Consider the following 25,854-nt stretch of genomic DNA (forward strand, 5'->3'; position numbering starts at 1 on the left):
CGGCCTGCCGGGCCTGGTCGAGCACGTACCGCGGGAGCTCGCCGGCGAGGATGACCGGGTCGTCGGGAACCATGCCGACGAGCGTGCCGGACCGGGCGACGTCCTCAGGTCCGCCTGTGGACGAGGCCGACGGAGCGGAAGTCCGTTCGGCAACGGGTGGATCCGTTCGGCACGCAGACGTACCGAACAGATCCACCCGTTGCCGAACGGATGTGGTGCTCTCAGCCGCGCAGCCGCGCCATCCAGGCCTCGACGTCCTCGGGACGACGGGGGAGCGCCGCGGAGAGGTTCTCGTTGCCGTCAGTGGTGACGAGGACGTCGTCCTCGATGCGCACGCCGATGCCGCGGTACTCCTCGGGCACGGCGAGGTCGTCGGCCTTGAAGTACAGGCCGGGCTCGATGGTGAACACCATGCCGGGCTCGAGCACGCCGTCCAGGTACAGCTCGCGGCGCGCCTGGGCGCAGTCGTGCACGTCGAGCCCGAGGTGGTGGCTGGTGCCGTGCACCATCCAGCGGCGGTGCTGCTGGCCCTCGGTGGAGAGCGACACCTCCGCGGTCACGCCGTCCGGCAGCAGGCCCCACTCCTCCAGACGGGCGGCGATGACCTCCATCGCGGCGGCGTGGATGTCGCGGAACTTCGTCCCGGGCTTCGCGACGGCGAACGCGGCGTCCGCGGCGTCGAGCACGGCGGTGTAGATGCGGCGCTGCACCTCGGTGAACTCGCCGTCCACGGGCAGCGTGCGGGTGATGTCCGCGGTGTAGAGCGAGTCGACCTCCACGCCGGCGTCCAGCAGCACGAGCTCGCCCCGGCGGACCACACCGTCGTTGGTGATCCAGTGCAGCGTGGTGGCGTGCTCACCGGCGGCGGCGATCGTCTCGTACCCCACGGCGTTGCCCTCGAGGCGGGCGTGCGCGTCGAAGGTCGTCTCGATGACTCGCTCGCCGCGGCGGTGCGCCACGGCCTTCTCCAGGGCCGGCACGACCTGCTCGAAGCCCTCGATCGTGCGGGCCACGGCCTCGCGCAGGTGCTCCAGCTCGAGCGCGTCCTTGACGAGACGCAGCTCGGAGGTGGCCTCGACCAGGGACTCGTCCTCGGACTGCGCCTCGACGCCGGCCTCCTCGCGGATGGCCTCGACGAGCGTCTCCACCGCCTCGTCGGAGCCTGTCACGACGAGCAGCCGCACGCCGTCCGCGCCCACGTCCTTGGCGAGCGCGTCGCGCAGCTCGTCGACGTGGCGGGCCTCGACCCCGGTGAGGGTGGTGACGTCGTCGAGCGACGGCCGGGCACCGACCCAGAACTCGCCGTACCGCGAGTCCGCGTAGAACTCCTCGGTGTCGCGTGCGGCCAGCGGCCGCACGTACAGCACGGCGTGGTGGTGGCTGCCGTTGCCGCTGCCGTCAGGGTCGCCCTCGGCGTCGGCGACCGGGTGCAGCACGAGCACGGCGTCGGGCTCCTGGTCGGTGCCGAGGCCGGTGAGGTGCGCGAACGCCGAGTGCGGCCGGAACCGGTAGTCGGTGTCGTTGGAGCGGACCTTGAGCGGGCCGGCGGGGATCACGAGGCGCGCGCCCGGGAACAGGGCGGACAGCCGCGCCCGGCGCTCGGCCGTGTACGGCACCGCCTCGGCGGGCTCGACGGCGAGGTCGGCGCGTTCGCCCCACTGCGAGGTGATGAACGACTTGAACGCCTCCGAGACGGGGCGCTGGGATCGGTTGCTTCCGCGGTCCTCGGTGCCGGGCGTGGCGCCGGGCGCGGACTCGTCGACGGGGGTGGTGTCGGTCATGGTCCCAGTGTCCCACCCGTCGTCGGCGTCCCGGGAGCGTGTCAGGCGCGGGCGAAGTCGTGCAGCGCGCGGGTGAGGACACGGTTGAAGGCGTCCGGGGCGTCGGAGTTCACGTCGTGACCGGCGTCGGGCACGACGACGAGCGCACCACGGTCCGCGGCGGCCACGTGACGGGACTCCTCGAGCCGCATCCGGTCGCGGGCGCCGTTGACGAACCAGACGGGGACGCGCAGCGCGCGCGTGCTGGCCACGGAGGAGCGGCCGGCGAGGTGCGTGAGCGCGTCGGTGACGATGTCCCACCCGGGGCGCGGGACGCCGCCCGCGTCGCCCAGCAGCGCGGCCACCTCCAGGCCGCCCGGGCGGGACGCGCTCCCGGTGAGGGCGGAGCGCCACGCGAGGGAGGCGTCGCGCAGGCCGCGGCGCACCGCCGTCGTGCCGGTGACGGCGAGGTGCGCGACGTCGCGGAACAGCGCGACGGGCTTGCCCTTCGGGTCGGATGTGCAGCCGGCAGCCACCACGCCGGCCAGCGGCGGGGCGTCGGCGGTGGTGGCGTGGTGCGCCGCCCACGCGAGCGACGTGTAGCCGCCGAGGGACAGCCCCACCACGACGACAGGGGTCCCGGCCGGGAAGGACCCGGCGGCCTCGTCGAGCACCTCGAACGCGCGCGGCATGGAGAACCGTTCGCCGTGCCGTGCGCCGTGCGCGGGCAGGTCGACGGCGACCGCGTCGTGCCCGGCGTCGCGGACGTGCCCGACCTGGCGCTCCCAGATCGCCGACGACGTGCGCATGCCGTGCACGAACACGATCCCGGCGGCGCCGGGGGTGCGCCCGGACGGGGCGGGAGCAGCGGTGGCGGCAGTGGCGGCGGTGGCGCTGAGAAGATCCATCCTCACGATCGTCCCGCGTCGGTACGCGCGTGGCGGGGGCTCCAGCGGCGGGCACGGTGGAGAGGTTGTGTCGTCGCCTTCACGGTGTGGTGGGCGCCGCGGAGGCCGCGGGCCGGGTGGCGGGCGGCCGGGAGTGGCCGACGTCGCACCGCCGCGGGCCCCGGATCGTGCGTGCCCGTGCGCCCCGCTCCTTAGAATCGATGATCGTGACGCCGCCCCGGATCGACCTCCACACGCACTCGCGGGCCTCCGACGGGACGGACTCCCCGCACGGGGTGCTCGTGGCGGCCGGCGCGGCAGGCCTGGACGTCGTGGCGCTCACCGACCACGACACCACCGCCGGCTGGGCGGAGGCGGCGGACGCGGTCGCCGTGACGGGCGTGGCGCTGGTGCGGGGCACGGAGATCTCGACGCGGGTGCGGACGGAGGGCGGCAGCATCAGCGTGCACCTGCTGTCCTACCTGCACGACCCCGGTGACACGGCGCTGCGCGCCGAGTGCGACCGCACGCGCACCGACCGCCTCACCCGCGCCCGTCGGATGACGGCGCTGCTCGCCGAGGACTTCCCGGTGACGTGGGACGACGTCGTCGCGCAGACGGGCGACGACGCCACGGTGGGCCGCCCGCACCTCGCCGACGCGCTGGTGGCCGCGGGTGTCGTCGCGTCCCGCGACGAGGCCTTCGCGACCATGCTGCACCCGGGCGCCCGCTACTACGTGCCGCACTACGCCCCGGACACCGACGTGGCCGTGCGCGCCGTGCTCGGCGCGGGCGGGGTGCCCGTCATGGCGCACCCGGGCGCGGGGGCGCGAGGTCGCACCGTGAGCGACGAGACCGTCGCCGCGCTCGCCGCCGTCGGGCTGGCCGGGCTCGAGGTGGACCACCGGGACCACGACGACGCCGCCCGGCGGCGCCTGCGCGCGCTGGCCGCCGACCTCGGGCTCCTGGTCACGGGGTCCAGCGACTACCACGGCACCGGCAAGCTCAACCGCATCGGGGAGCACACCACCGCTCCCGAGGTGCTCGCACAGATCGAGGAAAGAGGTCGGCTGGACGTGATCCGCCCGTGAGCCACGTGCTGGACACCGCGCTGTTCACCGAGGTGTTCGTCACCCTGTTCGTGATCATGGACCCGCCCGGCACCGTCCCGGTGTTCCTGGGTCTGACGTCGGCGATGGGGGCGAAGCAGCGCAACCATGCGGCCCGCCAGGCGATCCTCGTCGCCTTCGGCGTCATCGTCGTCTTCGCCGTCTTCGGCCAGCAGGTGCTGCACTACATGGGCATCTCGTTGCCCGCGCTGCAGGCGTCGGGCGGTCTGCTGCTGCTGTTCGTCGCGATGGAGCTGCTGACCGGCAAGATGGAGGAGCCCGCGCCGTCGGGGAACAAGGGCGTGAACGTCGCGATGGTGCCCCTGGGCACGCCGCTGCTGGCCGGGCCGGGCGCGATCGTCGCGACGATGGTGTTCGTCCAGCAGACCCGGGTCTCGGACGAGGGCGGTGCGCCGCAGCTCGTCGGCATCGCGGCGGCGATCGTGCTGGTGCACGTGTGCCTGTACCTGTCGATGCGGTTCGCGAACGTCATCCAGCGGGTGCTCAAGGACTCCGGCGTCACGCTCGTGTCGCGGATCGCGGGGCTGCTCCTGGCGGCGATCGCCGTGCAGCAGATCGCCACGGCGGTCACCGAGTTCGTCCGCATGGCCCAGGCGTAGGACAGGCGTAGGACAGGCGTAGGACAGGCGTAGGACAGGCGTAGGACAGGCGTAGGACAGGCGTAGGACGCTCCGGCGGCAGCTCCGGTCACCCTCCGCGCCAAACATGGGCTGTTAGGCTCTTTCGGGGCGTCCGACCGAGGCTTCGCCCATCACCCCGCCCCGCAAGGTGTCCGAGCTCGTCGTCGAGCACCTGACCGGTCTCGTCGAGCGCGGCGAGTGGCCGGTGGGGACGCGCATCCCCGCCGAGCCGGAGCTCGTCGCCCGCCTCGGCGTCGGGCGCAACACCGTCCGCGAGGCCGTCCGGGCCCTGGAGCACGCGGGCATCCTCGAGCCGCGCCGCGGTGACGGCACCTACGTCCGCGCCGCCAGCGGCCTCGACGCGGCGATCGGTCGCCGGGCGCGCACCACGGACGCCCTGCAGGTGCTCGAGGTGCGCTCCGTCCTGGAGCGCGGGGCGGCCCGGATCGCGGCGTCCCGGCACGACGACGACGCTCTCGCCGCGCTCCGCGGCGCGCTGGCCGCGCAGGAGGACGCCGCCCGCGCCGGCGACGAGCAGGAGTTCCGGGATGCCGACGTCGCGTTCCACGCCGAGCTCGTGCGGGCTGCGGGGAACGACCTGCTCGCCGAGCTCTACGACGGGATCGACCACGTGCTGGTCCGCACCCTCGCCACCGACGCGCACGGCCGCCCTCACCGGGACGTGCCCGGGCACCGCGAGGTCGTCGAGGCGGTCGCCGCCGGGGACGTCGACGCCGCGGAGCGCGCGGTCGCGACGACGATGGCCGCCGTCCGCGCGCACCTCGTCGACGCGCCGACGGCGGGAGAGGACGCGTGAGCCTCCGTCGCCCGCTCGGGGCGGGCGCCGTCCTCGCCATCGTCCTCGCCGCGCTCAACCTGCGGCCCGGCGTCGTCGCCGTCTCGCCCCTGCTGGGCGAGATCCTGGCCGAGGAGGGCCTCAGCTCCACCGCCGGCGGCGTCCTCACGACCCTGCCCGTGCTGTGCTTCGGCCTCCTCGCCCCGGTGGCGCCGGGGCTCGCTCGCCGCGTGGGGCTGGAGCGTGCCCTGTTCGGCAGCCTCCTGCTGCTGTGCGCCGGCTTCGCGCTGCGGCTCGTGCCCGGTCTCGCGCCCCTGCTGCTCGGCACCCTCGCCGTGGGGTGCGCCATCGGGCTCGGCAACGTGCTCCTCCCGGCGCTGATCAAACGCGACTTCGCGGACCGCGTCGGGCTCATGACCGGCCTGTACTCCATGGCCCTGTCGGGCGGGGCGGCGCTCGCGGCGGGTCTCACGGTGCCGCTCGCCACGGCGACGGGCATGGACTGGCGCGCCACGCTGGCGTCCTGGGGGCTGCTGGCGGCGTGCGGCGCCGCGGTGTGGGCGCCCCGCGCGCTGCGCGCCGGGAACCGCGCGCCTGTCCCGCTGCGCCCGGCCGGAGCCACCGCCGCGGACGCCGCGCGGTCCGTCTGGCGCAGCCCGCTGGCCTGGGCGGTCACCGTCCTCATGGGCACGCAGTCGCTGTCGTTCTACGCGGTGAACGCCTGGCTGCCGGAGATCTTCGTGGCCTCGGGCCGGAGCGTCGCCGTGGGCGGCTGGCTCCTGGCCCTGACCAACCTGCTCGGCATCGTCGGATCGTTCGTCGCGCCGGTGCTCGCCGGGCGGATGCGTCGGCAGCGCGCGATCGGCGTCGTCATCGTCGCCCTCATCGCCGCAGGCCTGCTGGGCCTGCTCCTCGCGCCGGACGTCGCGGTGCTGTGGGTGGTGCTGCTCGGCCTCGGGCAGGGTGGCGGCATCGCGCTGGCGCTCACCCTCATGGCGCTGCGGACCGAGGACGCCGCACGCACGTCGGAGCTGTCGGGCATGGCGCAGAGCGCGGGCTACCTGCTCGCGGCGTGCGGGCCCCTCGGGCTCGGCGTCGCCCATGACATGACGGGCTCGTGGACTCTGCCGCTGGTGCTGCTCCTCGCCTCCGCCCTCGTGCAGGGTGTGGCGGCCTGGCTGGCGGGGCGGGACGAGATCGTCCGCTGACCCGGGTTCAGAGGCCGACGGGCTCCAGGGTGACGCGGACGGTCGCGCCGGGCTCGATGCCCTCGGCCTGCCGAACCGCCTTCTTCAGCGGCAGCACGTAGCCCTTCTGCTCGTCGCTGGGGAAGACGGACGTCGACCATGTCGTGGCGCCGATCGTGACGTTGACCTTGATCGACCCGAAGCCTCGCGGCGGCAGCGGCAGCTCGGCGAGCGTGTCCGACTCGTCCGGCGGCACGGTGACGAACCACCAGGAGTCCGTCCGCACCTGCCACTGCCACAGCGGTGCCGAGAACGTGAGGCGCATGACCTGCAGGCTACGGCGTCCCCCGGACATGCAACGAGCGTGCTGACCTGCTCCTCGAACGAGGGACTTGAGGAGCAAGTCAGCACGCTCGTTGCGTGCGGGGGGTCAGCCCTGGAAGGTCAGCTCTCCGACGGCGCCTGCGGAGCGGCCTGGCCGCCCTCGACCGGACGGCCGCCACGGGTGCGTCGACGGTTGCGGTTGCGGCGACGGGCCTGCCCGCCGTCGCCGTCGCGCTCGCCGTCGCGCGGAGCGTCTCCCGAGCGCTCACCCTGGCTGGCCCGCGAGCCCTGGCCGGCCCGCGAGCCCTGGCCGGAGCGGGAGCCCTGGCCGGAGCGGGAGCCGCCGCGCGAACCGCCGTCACGACCGCCGTCCCGACCGCGCGGAGCGGAAGACCCGGTGCGCTTGCCGGTCTCGCCGAGGTCCTCGAGCTCCTCCGCGTCCAGGCCCGCGAGCTGCTGCTTGTCCTTCGGCAGACGGCCCTTCGTGCCCTCGGGGATGCTGAGGTCGGAGAACAGGTGCGGCGAGCTCGAGTACGTCTCGACGGGCTCCGGGAAGCCCAGGTTCAGCGTGCGGTCGATGAGCTGCCAGCGGGGGACGTCGTCCCAGTCGACGAACGTCACCGCGGTGCCCTGCTTGCCGGCGCGACCGGTGCGGCCGATGCGGTGCAGGTAGGTGCGCTCGTCCTCGGGGCACTGGTAGTTCACGACGTGCGTGACGTCGTCGACGTCGATGCCTCGTGCGGCGACGTCGGTCGCGACGAGGACGTCGATGTGGCCGTGGCGGAAGGCACGCAGCGCCTGCTCGCGCGCACCCTGCCCGAGGTCGCCGTGGATGGCTCCGGCCGCGAAGCCGCGGTCGCGCAGGTCGTCCGACACCTTCGCGGCGGTGCGCTTGGTCCGCGCGAAGACGATGGTGCGGCCACGACCCTCGGCCTGCAGCAGGCGGGCGAGCACCTCGACCTTGTCCAGCGCGTGGGCGCGGTAGACCACCTGGCGCGTGTTCTTCACGGTGGCGCCGTCGTCGTCCGGCTCGGCGGCGCGGATGTGCGTCGGCTGGGACATGTAGCGGCGGGCCATCGAGACGACCGGGCCGGGCATGGTCGCGCTGAACAGCATGGTGTGGCGCACGGCGGGCGTGCGCGACAGGATCTTCTCGACGTCGGGCAGGAAGCCGAGGTCGAGCATCTCGTCGGCCTCGTCCAGCACGACCGTGGCCGCGCGGGTGAGGTTGAGGTGGCCCTGGTTCAGCAGGTCGACCATGCGGCCGGGCGTGCCGACGACGACCTCGACACCGTTGTTCAGCATCTCGATCTGCGGCTCGTACGCGCGGCCGCCGTAGATCTGCGCGATGCGCACCGAGCGCTTCTTCGACGCGGTGGCGAGGTCGTTGGCGACCTGCACGGCGAGCTCGCGGGTCGGCGCGACGACGAGGGCCTGCGGCTTGCCGGGGGCGGGGAGCTCGTCGTAGCCGGGCTCGCCCGGGGCGACGACACGGTGCAGGAGCGGCACGCCGAACCCGAGGGTCTTGCCCGTTCCGGTCTTGGCCTGGCCGATGATGTCGTGCCCCTGGAGCGCCACCGGCAGCGTCATCGCCTGGATGGGGAAGGGGTGGGTGATGCCGGACTCGCGCAGGGCCTCGACGATCTCGGGGCGCACCCCGAAGTCGGCGAAGGAGACGTCCTGCGCCTGGATGGCGGCGGGGCTGGAGTAGTCGGGCTCGCCGGTGGCGGGAGCCGTGGGGGCCGCGGTGGCGGCGGGGTCGGTCGTGGTCACGGGTACCTTCGTCTGCTCGTCGGCGCGCACGGACCGGGCTCCCGGACGGGGCCGAAGGGCCGACGACGGGCCGCACTGTTCGGGTCGCAATGAGCGCCGAGGTGGTCGGCAGCCGATCGTGGAAGAACGTCGCTCAGGCCTCGCGGGGGTGCCGCGGGCCGCTGCGGTCGAGTCAAAGCGTGACGACCGGGCAACCGAAGTACGTTCCCATGGTACGCGACGGGGGCTGCGCGCACGGCGGTGCGGCCCCGGACACGCCGGTCGTGCCGCACGGACGCCCCTATCCTGGGCCGGTGAGCGAGCAGCGGAGCACCCCCGACCCGACCCTGACCACGCTCGTCGGGCTGGCCGCCTACACCGAGCTGGCGGCGTTCGGGCTGCTGGCGAGCCGCTCGGTGGACGCCCCCGACCTCGCCACCCGGCAGACGCTGGCCACGGCCGCAGGTGAGGCGCTGGGCCGCCAGGTCCGGCTCCTCGACCTCGTGGCGCCCGACGCCGCGACGGTCATGGCGCCCTTCGACGGCGCGCTGGCCGACTTCGACGCCCGCACGACGCCGGGGTCCTGGGCCGAGGGCCTGCTCAAGGGCGTGGTCGGCCTGGGCGTCGCGCAGGACCTCTGCCGCGAGCTCGCGGCAGGGCTGCCGGGCGGGCGGGACGCGTTCGTGCGGGCGCTCGGAGAGCCGCGACCGGACGACGCCGCCACCGCGGTGCTCGCGGGGGCGGCGTCGTCGGACGGCGTGCTCGCCGCGCGCCTGGCGCTCTGGGGCCGACGCGTCGTCGGCGAGGCGCTGGGCCTCGTGCCGGTGCTGCTGGCCGCGCACCCGCCGCTCGCCACGCTGGCGGCCGGTGCCCGGGAGGCGGAGCCCGACGGCGGGGCGTCGGTGCAGTCGTGGCTGGTCGCGCGGCTCACCGCGGAGCACACGCGCCGCATGGACCGGATCGGCCTCGCGGCCTGACGGCGCCCCCGGGGACCGCCGAGGTCAGAGGGCGCCCCCGAAGCCGACCTTGCGCTGCTCCTCGGCGCCGAGCTCCACGTACCCGATGGTCGCGGTGGGCACCAGGATGGTGCGGCCGCGCGCGTCCGTGAGCTCCAGCACGCCGCCGTCGGCGATGGCCTTCCGGACGGAGGCGGTCACGTCCTCCGCCGTCCCGGCGGCCTCGACGACCAGCTCGCGGGCCAGGTTCTGCACACCGATCGTGATCTCCACGTTGTCTCCTTCGCGAGCGGCGCCGGCCAGGCCGGCGTGCGTCTGTCGTTCCCGGTCACCCGGACGTCCCGTCGATCCTAGCCACGGCTCGGGCCAGGGACGGGCTCGCCGGCCGTTTGTCAGCGGAGGGTGAAACCGGCGGGCCGGGTGGGCGCTGCGCCGGGGTGTCGGTGGGGCATGGTCGAATCGGTCCCGTGACGTCAGCGACCCTCACCGCCCCGCGGCTCGTCCCGCCGGCGCCCGCCGACGTGCCCGAGGCCGACGTCGTGCTGGACCCCACGCAGGAGGCGGCCGTCGCGGAGGCCCTCCAGGGGCCCGCGACCCTCGTGGTCGGAGCTCCTGGCACGGGCCGCACCACGGTGGCGACGGCGGTCGCGGTCCGTGCGCTCGGCGCCGACGGCGCGGAGGACGGGGACGACGACGGCTCGGCCGCGCTCGACCCGTCGCGGGTGCTGGTGCTGGCCGCGTCCCGGCGCGCCGCCGCCCGGCTGCGTGACCGGGTGACGGCGCGGGCGGGACGCACCGTCGGGGCGCCGATGGTGCGCACGGCAGCGTCCGCGGCGTTCGCGGTGCTGCGCACGCGGGCCGCGGCGCACGGGGAGCCCGCGCCCACCCTGGTCTCGGGCCCGGAGCAGGACCTGGTGCTGGCCGAGCTGCTCGAGGGCCACCTGTCGGGCGAGGGCACGGACCTCGCGCTGCCGGCCGGGCTGCCCGAGGAGTCGCTGGGCCTGCGCGGGCTGCGCCAGGAGCTGCGCGACCTGCTGATGCGCGCGGCCGAGCGGGGTCTGGGCCCGGTGGACCTCGACGAGCTGGGGCGACGGCACGAGCGGCCGGAGTGGGTGCTCGCGGCGCAGCTGTACGAGGAGTACCTGGACGTCACCACGCTGCGGCTCGGCACCCCGGACTCGGGCGCCCGGTACGACCCGGCGGGTGTGATCGACGAGGCGGCGCACGCCCTCGCGGCGTGGGACGACGAGCTGCCGGGCGTGCCGCGCCCCGCCTGGGACCTGGTGGTCGTGGACGACTACCAGGAGGCGACGGTCGCCACCGCCCGCCTCCTGCACGTGCTGCGGGACGCCGGGTCGCGGCTCGTGCTGCTCGCCGACCCGGACTCCGCGGTCCAGGGCTTCCGCGGCGCGTCGCCCGGGCTGGTGGGCCGCGCGGCCGCCCCCGTGCGGCCGGGCGTCGTCGGGGCGTTCGACGCGCGCACCGTCGTCCTCGGGACGGCATGGCGCCAGCCGGAGGCCCTGCGCACGGTGACCCGTGCCGTCACGGCGCGCATCGCGACGGTCTCCGGGGCGCTGCACCGGGGCGCCGGGGCGCGGCCCGAGGACGACGTGCCCGACTCGTCCGGTCCGGACCCGTCCGGTCCCGACCCGTCCGGTCCCGACCCGGCAGCTCTGGACGACCGCGAGGCAGCTCCGGCCGGCGTGCAGGTCGCGGTGCTGGCCGGCCCGGCGCAGGAGGCGGCGTTCGTGGCGCGCGAGCTGCGCGCCGAGCACCTGCTGCACGGCACGCCGTGGGAGCGGATGGCGGTCGTCGCCCGCAGCGGCGACCGGCTGGCCTCGCTGCGGCGGGACCTCGTCGCGGCCTCGGTGCCGGTGGCGCTGCTCGGCTCCGACCTTCCGCTGCGGGACGAGCCGGCGGCGTCACCGCTGCTGGCCGCCCTGCGCGTGTGCGCCGCCGGGGGCGGCATCGAGCGGCTGCTGGCGGACGAGCTCGGAGAGCCCGCCCCCGGGGCGGACTCCGCCCTGGACGCCGAGACGGCGGTCCTGCTGCTCACCTCGCCGGTGGGCGGGCTCGACGCGGTGGCGCTGCGGCGGCTGCGGCGGGCGCTGCGAGCCGAAGAGCTGTCCGGCGGGGGAGGCCGCTCGTCCGACGCGCTGGTGGTCGAGCTGCTCGACGACCCGGCGCGGGCCGAGACGCTCCCGGCCCCGCTGCGCCGCGGCCCGGCGGCGGTCGCCCGCGTCCTCGCCGCGGGTCGTGCGGCCGCCGCGGAGCCGGGCGCGACGGCGCAGACGGTCCTGTGGGCCGTGTGGGCGGCCACCGGGCTCGCGGACCGGTGGCGCGACGCGGCTCTGGCCGGTGGCCCGGCCGGCGCACGTGCCGACCGCGACCTGGACGCGGTCCTCGCCCTGTTCCGCGCGGCGGAGACGTACGTGGACCGCATGCCGGGCGCCCCCGTGGCGGCGTTCGTCGACTACCTCGCGTCGCAGGACCTCCCGGCGGACTCCCTCGCGGCGTCGGCCACCGGCGCCCACGCGGTCGAGGCGCTGACCCCGGCAGGCGCGGCGGGGCGCGAGTGGGACGTCGTCGTGGTGGTGGGGGTCCAGGACGGGGTGTGGCCGGACCTGCGGCTGCGCGACTCGCTGCTCGGGTCCCAGGCACTGGTGGAGCTGCTCGCCGGGCGCTCCGACGACGCCCACGGGATGGGCCCGGAGGCCCGCCGGCAGGTGCTGGCCGACGAGCTGCGCGCGTTCGCGGTGGCGACCTCGCGCGCGTCCCGCCGCCTCGTCGTCACGGCGGTGGAGGACGCGGAGGACGCGCCGTCGGTGTTCCTCGACCTCGTGTCACCGCCTCAGGACCCGGACGGCGACGGGCACGACGCCGACGGGCCGGACCCGCGGCGGGTGACCGTGGGGCCGCCCCTCGACCTGCGCGGCGTCGTCGCCGAGGCGCGCGCCACGCTGGTCCGCGCTGCCGGGGCGGACGGCGCCGACGACGCCACGCTCGACGGGCCCGCCACGGTCGCCGCCGCCCTCCTGGCCGAGCTGGCCGGCGCCGGGATCGCCGAGGCCGACCCGCGCACCTGGTACGGCGTCGCCGCGACGTCGAGCGACGCCCCGCTGTGGGGCCCGGACGACGAGGTGACGGTCTCGCCGTCGAAGGTCGAGACGGTCAGCACCTGCGCGCTGAAGTGGGCGTTCGAGTCCGCGGGCGCCACCGCACCGGACGCCACGCACCAGACCCTCGGCACGCTGGTCCACGCGATCGCCGAAGACCTCCCGAAGGCGTCCCTCACCGCGCTGCGTGCCGAGCTCGACCGACGCTGGCCCGAGCTCGCGCTGCCCGAGGGGTGGCCGGCCCGTCAGCTGCGCCGCCGGGCCGAGCAGATGATCGAGCGTCTCGCGGCGTACTACGCCGAGGCGGGCGACCCGCTGCTCGTGGAGCCGGCGTTCGAGCTCACCGTGGGCCGGGCGCGGCTGCGGGGCAAGATCGACCGGGTGGAGGACGCCGGCGACGAGGGCGTGACGGTCGCGGACCTCAAGACGGGCAGGACGGCGCCCGCGCGCGCCAAGGCGACCGAGCACCCGCAGCTCGGCGCCTACCAGCTCGCGGTGACCGAGGGTGCGCTGGACCTGCCGCCGGGCACGCCCAGCGCGGGCGCCCGCCTGGTGTACGTCGGGACGCCGACCGTGGCGCCCACCCTGCGCAGCCAGCCGGCCCTGCCGGTCGAGGCGGACGGGTCGAGCTGGGCCCGGGCGCTCGTCGAGAGCGCCGCCGACACGATGGCAGCCGCCCGGTTCACCGCGCACGAGAACGACCTGTGCCCCATGTGCCCCGTGCGGCGGTCGTGCCCTGTGCAGCCCGAAGGAAGGAACGTGATCGGATGACCGGGGACGGTACGACGGGGCCGGCCGCGTCCGGGCCGCGCCGCGACGACCGCGACGACCTCGACGACGCCGCCGGGGCGTTCGCCGACGACGCGTGGGCGGCCCTCGGGGAGCCCGGGCGCGAGGCGGTGCTCGGGTTCCCGGAGCTCGCGGGGCTCGGCGGCGCGGTCGCCGCCGACCCGGACGCGGTGCTGTTCGACGACGCGGCACTGGCCGGCACGGGGACGCACGCCGACGAGCACGTCACGCCCCGGCTGTCCGCCCGCGAGATCGCGGAGCTGCTCGGACGCCCCGCGCCCACCGACGAGCAGGTGGCGGTCATCGAGGCGCCGCTGGACCCCGTGCTCGTCGTCGCCGGCGCCGGCTCGGGCAAGACGGAGACGATGGCGGCCCGCGTGGTGTGGCTGATCGCCAACGAGCTGGTCGCGCCGGAGGAGGTGCTCGGCCTGACCTTCACCCGCAAGGCCGCGGCGGAGCTCACGCAGCGCGTGCAGTCGCGCCTCGCGCAGCTGGCCCGGGCGCAGGGCAGGGCGACGTCGGGCCTCGACCTGCTCGCTCGGCCCACGGTCGCCACGTACAACGCGTACGCCGCCTCCCTCGTCGCCGACCACGGGCTGCGGCTGGGCATCGAGCCGGGCTCGCGGCTGCTGGGCGAGGCCAACCAGTGGCAGCTCGCGGCGCAGGTCGTGGAGTCGTGGGCCGACGACCTCGGCACGGACCGCGCCGTGAGCACCGTCGTCGGGGCGGTGCTCGCGCTGTCGGGGGAGCTGGGGGAGCACCTGCTTGCGGTGGACGACGCGCGCGACGCGCTCGCGGACGTCGTCGCGCGCCTCGACGCGGTGCCGCTCGGGCCCCGTCAGAAGAAGCGCACCAAGGAGATCCAGGGCCTCGTCGACTCCGTCGCGGAACGGGTCCGGCTGCTCGACCTCGTCGCGGAGTACCGCCGGCGCAAGCGTGTCGCCGACGCCCTCGACTTCGGCGACCAGATCGCGTTCGCCGCCGAGCTCGCGCGGTCGGTGCCGGCGGTCGGGGCGACGGAGCGCGCCCGCTACCCGGTCGTCCTCCTCGACGAGTACCAGGACACGTCGTACGCCCAGGTGGAGCTGCTGGCCGGGCTGTTCGGCGGCGGCCACGCCGTCACCGCCGTCGGCGACCCGCACCAGTCGATCTACGGCTGGCGAGGGGCGTCGGCGTCCGGGCTGGCGCGGTTCGGCGAGCGGTTCCGCACCCGCGGCGGGGCGCCGGCGGCGGTGCGATACCTCAGCACGTCGTGGCGCAACGACGCGGCGGTGCTGGCCGCGGCGAACGTCGCCGCGGCCCCGCTGCGGGAGCGGGCGCGGTCGGTCGGCACCGGGGTGGACGTCCCGCCGCTGGACCTGCGGCCCGGTGCCGGCACGGGCACGGTGCACGCGCACGTCGCGGCCACGAGCGAGGAGGAGGCCGCCGCTGCCGCGGAGTTCGTGGCCGCCCGCTGGCGTCGCGCCACGCGTCGCGACGGCTCGGGCCGGGTCACGGCCGCCGTGCTGTGCCGGGCACGGTCGCAGTTCGCGGCCGTCGAGGTCGCGCTGCGGCGCCGCGGCCTGCCGGTGGAGGTCGTCGGCCTGGGCGGGCTGCTGTCCACCCCCGAGGTCGTCGACGTCGTCGCGCTGCTGGAGGCGGTGCACGACCCCTCCCGCGGCGACTCGCTGCTGCGGCTGCTCACGGGTCCCCGGGTCGCGCTCGGCGCGGCCGACCTGCACGCGCTCGGCTCGTGGGCGGCGGACCTGGCACGCCTCGACACGGCCCGGCCGGGCGCCCCGGCATCGAGCGGCCCGGCATCGGGCGGCCCGGACGGCGACGACGACGCTCCGGTCGTGATCGAGGGCGACGTGGTGGACCACCGGTCGATCGTGGACGCCCTCGACGACCTGCCCGCGCCGGGCCGGGCCGCCCGCGACGGCAGGGTCCTGTCCGCGGCGGGCCACGGGCGGCTGACGGCGTTGGCGCGGCTGCTGCGCGAGCTGCGGGGCCTCACGTACCTGTCGCTCCCCGAGCTGGTGGTCGCGGCCGAGCGCGCTCTCGGGCTCGACGTGGAGGTGGCGACGGCCCAGGTCCTCGCCGGTGCGCTCGCGCCCGAGGTGGCCGGTGCGCCCGCAGGTCTCGGTCCGGCCGCGGCGGGCGTGAGCCTGCGCGGCCGCGAGCACCTGGACGCGTTCCGCGACGTCGCGGCGAGCTTCGCGCAGTCCGCCGACGTCGCGACCCTGGGGGCGTTCCTCGCGTGGCTCGGCGTCGCGGGCGACCAGGAGCGCGGCCTCGACATGCCGGTCCGCGAGCCGGACCCGGACGCCGTGCAGGTCATCACCGCGCACGCCGCCAAGGGGCTGGAGTGGGACGTCGTGGCGGTGCCGGGCCTCGTGGACGGCATCTTCCCGAGCCAGGCGGAGTCGTCCCAGGGACGGCTGGACGGTGGCTGGCTCACCGACGTCACCTCCCTGCCGTACCACCTGCGCGGTGACGCCGCCGACCTTCCCGAGTTCACCTGGGCGGACGCGTCCGACACGAAGGACCTCGCCGCGCGGCGCGACCAGTTCCGCGCGGACTCCGGCGCGCACCGCCTGGCCGAGGAGCGCCGTCTCGCGTACGTCGCGTTCACGCGCGCACGCCGCGAGCTGTTCCTCACGGCGCACTGGTGGGGCAGCGGCAGCTCGCCGCGCCGGGTGTCGCCGTTCCTCACCGAGCTCGCCGAGGCGGGCGTCGTGGACACGCGCGGCTGGGTCGAGCCGCCCGACCCGGCAGCCGGGAACCCGCGCGACGCCGAGGAGCACGCCGCCCCGTGGCCTGCGCCTGACGCCGGTTCTCCCGGTTCCGGCCCAGGCGGTTCCGGCCCCGGGGGTTCCGGACCCGACAGTCTTGGTCCCGACGACCTCGCTCCTGACGGCTCCTCTCCCGACGGGGCGGTGTCCGCCCCCGGCCCGACACCGCGCGACCTGCTGCGCCGCACCGCCGCCCGGGTGGACGCGGCGCGGGCGTCGGGCGACGGCGCGACGACGGGCGTGCTGCGCGACGGTTCCGGCCGGGACCTGGTCGTGCTGGCCCGCACGCTGCTGACCGAGCGAGGGGAACGGGCGTCGCGCGAGGTGGAGATGCCGGCGCACGTCTCGGCGTCGGGCCTGGTCCGGCTCGCCGGCGACCGAGCAGGCTTCGCGCTCCAGCTGCGCCGACCTGTGCCGCAGGAGCCCACGGTGCACGCTCGCCGAGGCACCCGCTTCCACGAGTGGGTCGAACGGTTCTTCACGTCCTCGTCGCTGGTCGACGTCGACGACCTGCCGGGAGCCGAGGACGGCGAGATCGCCCCGGACGTCGACCTCGAGACGTTGCGGGAACGGTTCCTGGACTCGCCGTGGGCGGCCCGGGTGCCGCTCGCCGTCGAGGTCGACGTGGAGACCCCCGTCGCCGGGGTCATGCTCCGCAGCCGGATCGATGCCGTGTTCGCGGACCCGGACGCCGCGCCCTCGGAGGACGGCGCGGCGCCCGCCGTCGTCGTCGTGGACTGGAAGACGGGCCACGAGCCGCGGGACGCCGCCGCCCGCTCGGCGCGGGAGGTGCAGCTCGCGGTCTACCGGCTGGCGTGGTCGCGGTACACGGGCCTGCCGCTGGACCGGGTGTCCGCCGCGTTCGTGTACGTGGCGAGCGGCACCACCGTGCGCCCGCGCCGGCTGCTCGACGAGGCGGAGCTGGAGGCGCTGGTGCGCGGCGCCTGACCGTCACCAGCGCCTGGCCGTCACCAGCGCCTGGCCGTCACCAGCGGTAGTCGAGGAACTTCCCGACGAGGGTCACGACCACGCGGTCACCGTCGGGGTCGGGCCGGCGCTCGATGTCCACCCGGAAGTTGATGGCCGACATGATGCCGTCCCCGAACTCCTCGTGGATGAGCTCCTTCAGCGCGGGACCGTACACGGCCAGCGCCTCGCTGAAGCGGTAGATCGTCGGGTCGCTGAGCACGGCCTCGTCGCGCACGCGGTACGGCTGCAGCCGCAACGCCTCGGCGACGTCGTCGCCCAGTCCCAGCACGGTGCACGCGGCGGCCGCCTGGTCGGCGGTCATCGGATGGTTGCCCAGCAGGGCCGCCGTCGTCCAGACGAGCGGGGTGCCGAGCGCGTCGGCGACCTCCTGCCAGGTCAGCCCGGAACGCAGGCGGGCGGTCACCACCTGCTCGGCGGCGGCCGCCTTGGTCATGATCGGGTCCATGGGTCTCCTTCGGTCCAGGTCCAGGTCCAGGTCCAGGTCCAGGTCTTCGGTCCGGTCGTCCGGCAGCCTCAGCCGACCGGGGTGGCGACGCGGTCGGCGGCAGCCGGCTCGACAGGCGCGGGGCGTCCGCGCTCGGGCCGGGTGCGGTAGTGGGTGAGGTAGAGGGGCAGACCGACGAACGTCAGGCCTCCGACGAGGTTGCCGAGCACGGTGGGCAGCTCGTTCCACACGAGGTAGTCCGCGACCGTGAAGTCGCCGCCGAGCAGGAGCCCCGACGGGAAGAGGAACATGTTCACCACGGAGTGCTCGAAGCCCAGGTAGAAGAACAGGAAGACCGGCATCCACATCACGACGGCCTTGCTGATCGTGTCCTTCGACATGAGGAACGCGACGACGCCGGTGGACACCATCCAGTTGCACAGCACGCCGCGCACGAACAGGGTGAGCATGCCCGCGGCGCCGTGGTCGGCGTACCCGACGGTGCGGCTCTCCCCGATGTGGCCGATCGCCTGGCCCACCTCGTTCGGCGCCACGGAGAAGCCGTAGGTGAACGTGATCGCCATGAGCACGGCCACCGTGAAGGCTCCGGCGAAGTTGCCGCAGAACACCAGCCCCCAGTTGCGCCACACGCCGCCCCAGGTGGCGCCGGGCCGTCGGGCGATGACGGCGAACGGGACCAGCGTGAACACCCCGGTGAGCAGGTCGAAGCCCATCAGGTACAGCATGATGAAGCCGATCGGGAAGAAGACGGCCCCGAGCAGCGGGTTGCCGGTGTTCGTCGAGACGGTCACCGCCATCGCGGCAGCCAGCGCCAGGATCGCGCCACCCATGAACGAGCGGATGAGGGTGTCCCGGGTGGACATGAACAGCTTCTTCTCACCCGTGGCGATCATCTGCGAGACGAAGTCCTGCGGCATCACGTACGACATGGCGGCCCCTTCGGCGGGAGTGGTGGCGCTTGCGTGCCGCCGAGTCTGTCCGTCGCACGTTGTGGCCACGTCGCCGCCGCGTTGAGGTCGTGTTTCGGTCCGGCCGAAGCCCATGAGCCCCACGTTTCCGCGACCTCGCAGGCCCGCCTGCCGCGTCGTGAGGCCCGCGGGCCGGGCTCAGGCGGGAGCGTCCTCGCGGGTCGCCTCGTCGAGGTCCGCCAGCATCGCCTCGGCGTCGGCGACGACGTCGGGCAGCCCGCGGCGCACGCCGTGCAGCAGCCAGCGGGCGAGGGCCAGCTCGCCCACGAGCAGCGCGCGGTCGACGAGGCGCGCGTCGTGCAGCTCGGTGCGGCGCAGCTGGTACGCCTCCATGATCGAGTCCACGGCGTCGGGCGGGGCGGCCACGAGCAGCCAGGCGAGATCGTCGGCCGGGTCGGCGACACGGGCGTCGGACCAGCCGCTGATCGCGGTGACCCGGCCGCCGGTGACCAGCATCTGGTCCGTGGCGAGGTCGCCGTGCACGACGACGGGCTGGAACCGCCACAGGGCGACGTCCTCGAGCGCAGCCTCCCAGCGTCGCAGCAGCGTGGGCGGCACGAGGCCGGTCGCGGCCGCCTCGTCGAGCTCCACGAGGCGCCGCTCGCGGTACTCGGTCGCGGTGTAGGACGGCAGCCCGCAGGACTCGACGACCGACGCGGGCAGCTCGTGCACCGCGGCGAGCGTGCGGCCGAGATCGGCGGCGAGGCCCGGTCCGGGGCGCAGGGCCTCCAGGTCGAGCGCGGTACCGGTCACGTGCCGGTGCACGACGGCACGCCCGCCCTCCGGCAGCAGCGCGAAGCCCGCGACCTGCGGCACGGTGAACGGCAGCACGCCGGCGTCCACGTACAGGTGCAGCGCCTCGAGCAGCTCCGTCTCGGCCTCGAGCGCGGCACCGGCCATCGTGGTGCGAGGCGCGCGCACGAGCCAGTCGACGCCGTCGTCGGCGGTGACGACGGCGACGTCGTAGTCGCCCGGGAGCTCCTCGGGGCGGACCGAACGGGCGTCCAGGCCCGGGACGGCGGCCGTCGCGAGGGCGGCGAGGGCGAGCGGACTGCGTGGCACCCGCCCACCGTAGACGTTGGCGGGGCCTGCCCGGGCGCACCGCGGCGCGCGTGTCCGCCGGCGTCGTCGGCGGGGCCGCGGCCGGGCGGCAGCACCTCGGCAGCAGGGCGGCGGGTACGGTCGGGGCGTGACGGCTCCGTTCCCCCTCCCCGACCTCAGCTACACCCGCGTCACCCACGACCGCGCCTCGGAGCGCCGGGGGGAACGGGGGCTGCTGCCCCGCCTGCTCGCCGACCCCGCGTCCCGGGTCCTGCTGGTCCTGCGCGGCCGGGTGGCGGTCGACACCGCGGGCGACGTGCTGCTCGTCGACCCGTCGGCCGTGACTGGGCTGCCCGCCGAGCCCGAGCGGGCCGACCGCCCCGACGCGCACGTGCCCGGGCACCGCTGGCTGTTCCTCGGCGAGGAGGACGGGGCGGGGCTGCTCGCCCTCGTGCTCCCGGACGAGGCGGACGCCGACGCCGTCGGGATCGAGGGCGTGTCCCCGGCGTCGCCGGCCGCGCGACTGGCCCGCGAGCACAGGTGGGCGGGCCTGCGCGAGGTCGGCGGACGGCGCCGCGACGCGCTCGCGTCCGAGGCGGTCGCCCTGGCCGCCTGGCACGCGTCGCACGAGCGGTGCCCGCGCTGCGGGGAGCCGACCGTCGTCGAGCAGGCAGGCTGGGTCCGGCGCTGCCCGGCGCAGGACGTGGAGATCTACCCGCGCACCGACCCGGCCGTGATCATGGCGGTGGTGGACGACGAGGACCGGCTGCTCCTGGGGCACGCGGCGCACTGGCCGGAGGGCCGGTTCTCGACCCTCGCGGGCTACGTCGAGCCGGGCGAGGGGCTCGAGCAGGCGGTGCGCCGCGAGGTCGCCGAGGAGACGTCGGTCGTGATCGGCGTCGCACCGGGCGACGTCGTGTACCGGGGGAGCCAGCCGTGGCCGTTCCCGGCCTCGCTCATGCTGGGGTTCCGGGCGCGGGCGACGTCCACCGACGTCCAGGTGGACGGAGCGGAGGTGACGGCCGCGCGGTGGTTCACGCGTGAGGAGCTGGCCGCAGGCGTGCAGGCCGGAGAGGTGGGCCTGCCGGGTCGCCCGTCCATCGCGCGCGCCCTCGTCGAGGAGTGGTACGGCGCCGAGCTGCCGGGCTGACTGCCGGCCGGCTGCCGGGCCTACTGCCGGCTGAGCGGCAGGGTCGGCTCAGGCCGCGAGGCGCGCCCGCACGTCGTTCAACGACGGGTTCGTCGCGGCGGAGCCGTCGGGGAAGACGACGGTCGGGACGGTGCGGTTGCCGCCGTTGACCTGCTCGACGAACTCCGCCGTCTCGGGCTGGTCCTCGATGTCGACGACCGTGTAGCCGATGCCCTCGGAGTCCAGCTGGGTGCGCAGGCGGCGGCAGTAGCCGCACCACGCGGTCGAGTACATCGTGACGGTGCCCGGCTCGGGGAGCTGCGGCGCGGCGTCGGTCATCGGGTCCTCCTGGGTCTGATGGCGGCCGCGCCTGGGGACGACGGTCGCGGCGTGTGGGCGACGGCTGCGAGAATCGCAGACGATGTCGACAGCCACCAACTCCTCGGACGCCCTCGTTCATCCCGACGCGATCCTCGACGCCCTCGACCCCGAGCAGCGGGACGTGGCGCTCGCCCTCGCCGGCCCGGTGTGCGTCCTCGCGGGCGCGGGCACGGGCAAGACGCGCGCGATCACGCACCGCATCGCGTACGGCGTCCGCTCCGGGGCCTACAAGCCGACGTCCGTCCTCGCGGTGACGTTCACGGCCCGCGCCGCGGGGGAGATGCGTACCCGCCTGCGCGACCTCGGGGTGGCCGGCGTCCAGGCGCGCACGTTCCACGCGGCCGCGCTGCGCCAGCTCGGGTACTTCTGGCCGCGCGTCGTGGGCGGGGCGCCGCCGCGGATCCTCGAGCACAAGGCGCCCGCCGTCGCGGAGGCCGCACGCCGCGTCGGCGTGAGCGTCGACCGCGTCGCCGTCCGTGACCTGTCGTCCGAGGTGGAGTGGGCCAAGGTCTCGCTGGTGACGGCGGAGGACTACGTGCGCGCCGCGGCGGCGGACGACCGGCCCGCGCCGTCGGGCTACGACCACCAGACGGTCGCGCGCCTCATCACGGCCTACGAGGACGTCAAGACGGAGCGGGGCGTCATCGACTTCGAGGACGTCCTGCTCATGCTCGCGGACATGCTGAACTCGCACCGCCAGGTGGCCGACGAGGTGCGGTCCCAGTACCGGCACTTCGTCGTCGACGAGTACCAGGACGTCTCGCCGCTGCAGCAGTTCCTGCTCGACCAGTGGCTGGGCGGCCGCAAGGAGCTGTGCGTCGTCGGTGACCCGTCGCAGACGATCTACTCCTTCACCGGGGCGACGCCGCACTACCTGCTCGACTTCACGCGCACCTACACGGACGCCCAGGTCGTGCGCCTGGTGCGCGACTACCGGTCCACGCCGCAGGTCGTGCACCTCGCCAACCAGGTGCTCCGCCGCGGCCGCGTGCCGGGCGCGCTCGAGCTCGTCGCGCAGCGGCCACCGGGGCCGCCCGCGAGCTTCACGACGTACGACGACGACGACGCCGAGGCCACCGGCATCGCCGCCCGCGCCGGCCGCCTCATCGCGTCGGGCGTGCGGCCCAGCGAGATCGCCGTGCTGTACCGGACCAACGCGCAGTCGGCGGCGTTCGAGTCGGCCCTCGCCGACGCGGGCATCAGCTACCTCGTGCGCGGCGGCGAGCGGTTCTTCCAGCGCAAGGAGGTCCGCGACGCGATCGTGCTGCTGCGCGGCGCCGCCCGGTCGGCGGACGCGGACCAGCCGATGCCGGAGCAGGTGCGCGACGTGCTGACCTCGGCGGGCTGGTCGGAGCAGCCGCCCGCCGCCCGTGGGGCGACGCGGGAACGGTGGGAGGCGATGCAGGCCCTCGTCGGCCTGGCGGACGACGTCGCGGCCGCCGCGCCCGAGGACACCCCGGCCACGATGGCGACGCTCGTCGGAGAGCTGGAGGAACGTGCGTCGGCGCAGCACGCCCCGACGGTCGAGGGCGTCACCCTGGCCTCGCTGCACGCGGCGAAGGGCCTCGAGTGGGACGCCGTCTTCCTCGCCGGCGTCAGCGAGGGCCTCATGCCGATCTCCCTCGCCGAGACGGACGAGGCGGTGGCCGAGGAGCGCCGGCTGCTCTACGTGGGCGTGACGCGGGCGCGCGAGCACCTCGAGCTGTCGTTCGCGCGGTCCCGGAACCCGGGCGGCCGGGCGACGCGCAAGCGCACGCGCTTCCTCGACGGGCTGTGGCCGGACGACCCGTCCGCGCGCGGACGCACCCGGACGGCGCGGGGGCAGGCGCGGGAGCGGCTCACCGGAGAGCACGACGTCGCCCTGTTCGACGCGCTGCGGGAGTGGCGCCTGTCGGTGGCGCGCGAGATCGACAAGCCGGCGTTCACGGTGCTGGGCGACGCGACGCTCGCCGCGATCGCGGAGCTCAAGCCGACGTCCGTGGCACAGCTGGCCCGCGTCAACGGCGTCGGCCCGGCGAAGATCGACCGGTACGGCCAGACGATCCTGGCGATCGTCGCGGACGCGAACGGCTAGATCACGCGGCGGACGGGCGGTCCGGAGGCCTGCCGGGACCGCCCCGAGAAACTGGTCCGAGAAATTCCTCAAAAAAGATGTGGCGGTCGCGGCCCGGCCGTCTATGCTCGGAGAGTCCCAGACGGAAGTGGCGTCTGCCGAGAGGCGGATCGTCCGAGAAGAGTGAGGAGGTGGGTGCACAAGATGGACACGATGATTCAGATCGTGATGGCGAACGCGTCTGTTGGCGCGCCGGGGTACAAGTCTGCCTTTGGCGAGCTCAGCGCTGTCCGCCCGTTCCGTGCGCGGAAGCACGGAGCAGGCCTCGCCGATCTCCACATCGCACCCGACTCCGCCCCCTGGAGCTGTCCGGTCTAGCCACCGGCCCAGGCCGCGGAGTCCCCCCGGGACCCGCGGCTTTCGTCTTTCCGCCCAGGGAAGAAGACCTCACCAGGTCGATCGAGCCGGCCCCCTGACGCCAGGGGTCCACCCGCAGGTCCTGAACACCGACGTTCACATCACCCATGGACCTGACGGAGGAACTCGTGCGTCTCGCACAGCTGTTGGACGAGCGGCTGCTCGACACGATCCCCCAGGGCGGCTCCGGCCCCTGGACCCCGCATCAACCCCTCACCCAGAGCCCGGCCGAGGTGGCCGAGCTCGACCGCCAGTTCGCGGCGCTCCTGCCCTGTCGCACGGGCGACCCCGAGCTGTGGTTCGCCGAGCACACCACCCAGGTCGAGGAGGCCAAGGCGCTCTGCCGCGCCTGCCCGCTGCAGGCCGGCTGCCTCGCCGGCGCCCTCGAGCGTCAGGAGCCGTGGGGCGTGTGGGGTGGTGAGGTCTTCGTCGACGGAAAGGTCGTCGCCCGCAAGCGTGGTCGCGGCCGGCCCCGGAAGTCGGAGACCGTCGCAGCATGACGCCTGGCGCCCGGGATCCCCGGAGCGCTGAGCACACGGGCCTCCGGCGAGACCCGAGGAAGTGCGTCCGCACCACGTGCGGCCGACCTTCCTCGATCTCGCCGGGGGCCCGTCGTCATTCCCGCGCCCGCGCAGGCAGGCGCGTGCAGCCGCAGCCGGCGTGCGGCGCGACCTCGCGCGCCCGGGGCATCGCCTCAGGGAGAGCCACCTCCAGCACGCGCCCGACCGCGGCGGGGGCGGCGCCGTCGAGCAGGGCCAGCACCTGCCCGGCGGCGAGAGCGGCCGCCGACGCCGCGAGCGTGGTCTCGTGGGCGACGTCCCACGACGGCCGGCGGCCCAGGTCGGCGACCACGTGCGGCCAGGCCAGGTCCGCGTCGGCCGCGTGCCGGTCGACGCACCCCACGCAGGCCGACCGCCCTGGCAGCACGAGCGGGCCGACGAGGACGTCCGCCTCGCGCAGCACGACCGGCAGGTGCGGGACGGCGGTGCCCAGGAGGCGCTCGTAGCGCTCCGGGCGCACGGCGTGCGACTCGACCACGACGACGACGTCGGGCGGTCCGGCGTCGGGCAGCGCCGTCCCCACCCGGAGATCGGGGTGCCGGCCCGCCAGGAGGGCGGACGCCGCCTCCTCGCGCGGCCGGCCGACGTCGGCCCGGGAGTACCCGCCGAGGCCCAGGTCGCCGACGTGCACAGGGGCGCGGTCGTCGAGCACGAGCGTCCCGACCCCGGCGGTCGCCAGGAGCTCCGCCAGCACGGCACCGAGACGTCCCAGGCCGTGCAGGCCGACGCTGCGACCCTGGCGTCGCGCGAGCGTGGCCGCCCCGGACCCGTCGGGCCGCAGCGCACCCAGCACCGCGACGTCGGGCGACCATGCGGCGGAGGACGAGGTCGGACCGCCGGCGGGAGCAGGGACGAGGAACCCGCCGTCCGTCAGCGCGCCCACGATCTGCGTCCGGCGTGCGGGGGTGACGCCCCAGTACCGGGCGCTGCGGTCCAGCGAGCGATGGTGCCGGGACCCGAGGTCGCGCAACCAGCGGGACTCGTGCTCGGCCAGGCCGGACAGGACCAGGCTCCACCGCGGGTCGGTGCCGAGCTGGACCTCGCCCTCGCCGTGGTCGAGCACGGGCGTCGCGGGGCGTAGCGCCAGCGGGGGACTGGTCGCGCTCTCCGGGGGCTCGCCGTCTGCCATGCGGTCACCCTGACACGTGCCGCGGGCGCTCTCGGCGGGCCGTCCACAGGCCTTCCGGGGCAGGTGAGGCGTGTTCTGCCGCCCCAACGGCACGATTCCCCGGTACGGTCGGTTCCGTGGCCCACGACACGATGACGTCGGTGGAGGTCCGGCGCAGCCGCCGGCGGACCGCCACGGTGAGCGCCTACCGCGACGGAGAGCGTACCGTCGTGGCCATTCCCGCGCGCTTCTCCCGCGCGCAGGAGCGCGAGTGGGTGGCGAAGATGCTCGCCCGGCTCGAGGACAAGGAGCGGCGCCGCCGCCCGTCCGACGCACAGCTCGTGGAGCGGGCGCACGAGCTGTCCGAACGGTATCTCGGCGGCCGGGCCCGGCCCACCAGCGTGTCGTGGTCGCCGCAGCAGGGTCGCCGCTGGGGCTCGTGCACGCTCGTCGACGGCTCGATCCGCATCTCGACCCGGGTGCAGGGGATGCCCGAGTGGGTGCTCGACTACGTGCTGCTGCACGAGCTGGCGCACCTGCTCCACGCGGGCCACGGGCCCGCTTTCTGGCAGCTCCTGGAGGCCTACCCGCGCACCGAGCGCGCTCGCGGCTTCCTCGAGGGGGTGTCCTTCGTCCAGGACGACGGCGGCGCGTCGCCCGCTCCCGCGGAC

General features: G+C 75.5%; 21 protein-coding genes. 11 read left to right on the plus strand and 10 right to left on the minus strand.

Annotated features, from left to right (window positions below; genetic code table 11):
• Window positions 1-221: 221 nt before the first annotated feature.
• Both ACWGKI_RS11795 and ACWGKI_RS11800 read right to left on the minus strand, forming a co-directional pair.
• The gene (locus ACWGKI_RS11795; protein ID WP_452187155.1) at window positions 222-1,781 is read right to left on the minus strand and encodes an aminopeptidase P family protein; all 1,560 of its coding nucleotides are present in this window, start codon (window positions 1,779-1,781) and stop codon (window positions 222-224) included.
• A 41-nt stretch (window positions 1,782-1,822) separates the two neighbouring features.
• Complete coding sequence (locus tag ACWGKI_RS11800; RefSeq protein ID WP_452187157.1) at window positions 1,823-2,668, minus strand: alpha/beta fold hydrolase; 846 nt, start codon at window positions 2,666-2,668, stop codon at window positions 1,823-1,825.
• 200 nt (window positions 2,669-2,868) lie between these two features.
• On the opposite strand from ACWGKI_RS11800, the gene ACWGKI_RS11805 reads away from it, so the two are divergent.
• The 4 genes from ACWGKI_RS11805 (at window position 2,869) to ACWGKI_RS11820 (ending at window position 6,401) form a co-directional block, all read left to right on the plus strand.
• On the plus strand, window positions 2,869-3,738 hold the full coding sequence (locus ACWGKI_RS11805; RefSeq protein ID WP_452187179.1) for a PHP domain-containing protein: 870 nt from the start codon (window positions 2,869-2,871) through the stop codon (window positions 3,736-3,738).
• Window positions 3,735-4,376, plus strand: a complete 642-nt coding sequence (locus ACWGKI_RS11810) for a MarC family protein (protein ID WP_380245284.1) — start codon at window positions 3,735-3,737, stop codon at window positions 4,374-4,376. The genes ACWGKI_RS11805 and ACWGKI_RS11810 overlap by 4 nt, the downstream gene beginning before the upstream one ends.
• 169 nt (window positions 4,377-4,545) lie before the next feature.
• Complete coding sequence (locus tag ACWGKI_RS11815) at window positions 4,546-5,214, plus strand: FadR/GntR family transcriptional regulator (protein ID WP_452187159.1); 669 nt, start codon at window positions 4,546-4,548, stop codon at window positions 5,212-5,214.
• Entirely contained in the window at window positions 5,211-6,401 is a 1,191-nt protein-coding gene (locus tag ACWGKI_RS11820; protein ID WP_452187161.1) for a CynX/NimT family MFS transporter, read from the plus strand. The genes ACWGKI_RS11815 and ACWGKI_RS11820 overlap by 4 nt, the downstream gene beginning before the upstream one ends.
• A gap of 7 nt (window positions 6,402-6,408) precedes the next feature.
• Here ACWGKI_RS11820 and ACWGKI_RS11825 read toward each other — a convergent pair whose 3' ends face one another.
• The gene (locus tag ACWGKI_RS11825) at window positions 6,409-6,705 is read right to left on the minus strand and encodes a DUF1905 domain-containing protein (protein WP_380245281.1); all 297 of its coding nucleotides are present in this window, start codon (window positions 6,703-6,705) and stop codon (window positions 6,409-6,411) included.
• A 119-nt stretch (window positions 6,706-6,824) separates the two neighbouring features.
• The gene (locus ACWGKI_RS11830; protein WP_452187163.1) at window positions 6,825-8,477 is read right to left on the minus strand and encodes a DEAD/DEAH box helicase; all 1,653 of its coding nucleotides are present in this window, start codon (window positions 8,475-8,477) and stop codon (window positions 6,825-6,827) included.
• 293 nt (window positions 8,478-8,770) lie between these two features.
• Between ACWGKI_RS11830 and ACWGKI_RS11835 the strand changes: the two genes are divergently transcribed.
• Window positions 8,771-9,433, plus strand: a complete 663-nt coding sequence (locus tag ACWGKI_RS11835) for a ferritin-like fold-containing protein (protein WP_452187165.1) — start codon at window positions 8,771-8,773, stop codon at window positions 9,431-9,433.
• Window positions 9,434-9,457: 24 nt separating this feature from the next.
• On the opposite strand, the gene ACWGKI_RS11840 is transcribed toward ACWGKI_RS11835, so the two are convergent.
• Window positions 9,458-9,685: a DUF3107 domain-containing protein gene (locus tag ACWGKI_RS11840; RefSeq protein ID WP_380243775.1), complete on the minus strand. Its 228-nt coding sequence runs from the start codon at window positions 9,683-9,685 to the stop codon at window positions 9,458-9,460.
• A 194-nt stretch (window positions 9,686-9,879) separates the two neighbouring features.
• Between ACWGKI_RS11840 and ACWGKI_RS11845 the strand changes: the two genes are divergently transcribed.
• Together ACWGKI_RS11845 and ACWGKI_RS11850 are read left to right on the plus strand one after the other, a co-directional pair.
• Window positions 9,880-13,299 (plus strand): PD-(D/E)XK nuclease family protein, encoded by a 3,420-nt coding sequence (locus tag ACWGKI_RS11845; protein WP_452187167.1) that lies wholly within the window; start codon window positions 9,880-9,882, stop codon window positions 13,297-13,299.
• The gene (locus ACWGKI_RS11850) at window positions 13,296-17,039 is read left to right on the plus strand and encodes a UvrD-helicase domain-containing protein (RefSeq protein WP_452187169.1); all 3,744 of its coding nucleotides are present in this window, start codon (window positions 13,296-13,298) and stop codon (window positions 17,037-17,039) included. The genes ACWGKI_RS11845 and ACWGKI_RS11850 overlap by 4 nt, the downstream gene beginning before the upstream one ends.
• A gap of 37 nt (window positions 17,040-17,076) precedes the next feature.
• On the opposite strand, the gene cynS is transcribed toward ACWGKI_RS11850, so the two are convergent.
• The 3 genes from cynS to ACWGKI_RS11865 all read right to left on the minus strand — a co-directional run bounded on the left by cynS (window position 17,077) and on the right by ACWGKI_RS11865 (window position 19,556).
• Complete coding sequence (cynS, locus tag ACWGKI_RS11855) at window positions 17,077-17,526, minus strand: cyanase (RefSeq protein WP_452187171.1); 450 nt, start codon at window positions 17,524-17,526, stop codon at window positions 17,077-17,079.
• A 68-nt stretch (window positions 17,527-17,594) separates the two neighbouring features.
• Complete coding sequence (locus ACWGKI_RS11860; protein WP_380243771.1) at window positions 17,595-18,455, minus strand: formate/nitrite transporter family protein; 861 nt, start codon at window positions 18,453-18,455, stop codon at window positions 17,595-17,597.
• A 177-nt stretch (window positions 18,456-18,632) separates the two neighbouring features.
• Window positions 18,633-19,556 (minus strand): macrolide 2'-phosphotransferase, encoded by a 924-nt coding sequence (locus tag ACWGKI_RS11865; protein WP_380243770.1) that lies wholly within the window; start codon window positions 19,554-19,556, stop codon window positions 18,633-18,635.
• Between the two features lie 127 nt (window positions 19,557-19,683).
• On the opposite strand from ACWGKI_RS11865, the gene nudC reads away from it, so the two are divergent.
• Window positions 19,684-20,685: an NAD(+) diphosphatase gene (gene nudC / locus ACWGKI_RS11870; protein WP_452187173.1), complete on the plus strand. Its 1,002-nt coding sequence runs from the start codon at window positions 19,684-19,686 to the stop codon at window positions 20,683-20,685.
• Between the two features lie 48 nt (window positions 20,686-20,733).
• Here nudC and ACWGKI_RS11875 read toward each other — a convergent pair whose 3' ends face one another.
• Window positions 20,734-21,003 carry a mycoredoxin gene (locus ACWGKI_RS11875; RefSeq protein WP_380243768.1) on the minus strand — a complete coding sequence of 90 codons (270 nt, stop codon included), beginning with the start codon at window positions 21,001-21,003 and terminating at the stop codon, window positions 20,734-20,736.
• An 82-nt stretch (window positions 21,004-21,085) separates the two neighbouring features.
• Here ACWGKI_RS11875 and ACWGKI_RS11880 point away from each other — a divergent pair, with 82 nt between their 5' ends.
• Together ACWGKI_RS11880 and ACWGKI_RS11885 are read left to right on the plus strand one after the other, a co-directional pair.
• Window positions 21,086-23,119, plus strand: coding sequence for an ATP-dependent helicase (locus ACWGKI_RS11880; RefSeq protein ID WP_452187175.1), 2,034 nt, complete (start codon window positions 21,086-21,088; stop codon window positions 23,117-23,119).
• 524 nt (window positions 23,120-23,643) lie between these two features.
• Window positions 23,644-24,015: a WhiB family transcriptional regulator gene (locus tag ACWGKI_RS11885; RefSeq protein WP_380243766.1), complete on the plus strand. Its 372-nt coding sequence runs from the start codon at window positions 23,644-23,646 to the stop codon at window positions 24,013-24,015.
• A gap of 115 nt (window positions 24,016-24,130) precedes the next feature.
• On the opposite strand, the gene ACWGKI_RS11890 is transcribed toward ACWGKI_RS11885, so the two are convergent.
• Window positions 24,131-25,204 (minus strand): ThiF family adenylyltransferase, encoded by a 1,074-nt coding sequence (locus ACWGKI_RS11890; protein ID WP_452187177.1) that lies wholly within the window; start codon window positions 25,202-25,204, stop codon window positions 24,131-24,133.
• Between the two features lie 131 nt (window positions 25,205-25,335).
• On the opposite strand from ACWGKI_RS11890, the gene ACWGKI_RS11895 reads away from it, so the two are divergent.
• Window positions 25,336-25,854, plus strand: a 519-nt coding sequence (locus ACWGKI_RS11895) for a M48 metallopeptidase family protein (RefSeq protein WP_452187181.1), incomplete at its 3' end; no start/stop codon positions are given.

The organism is Isoptericola sp. NPDC055881 (assembly GCF_053615895.1).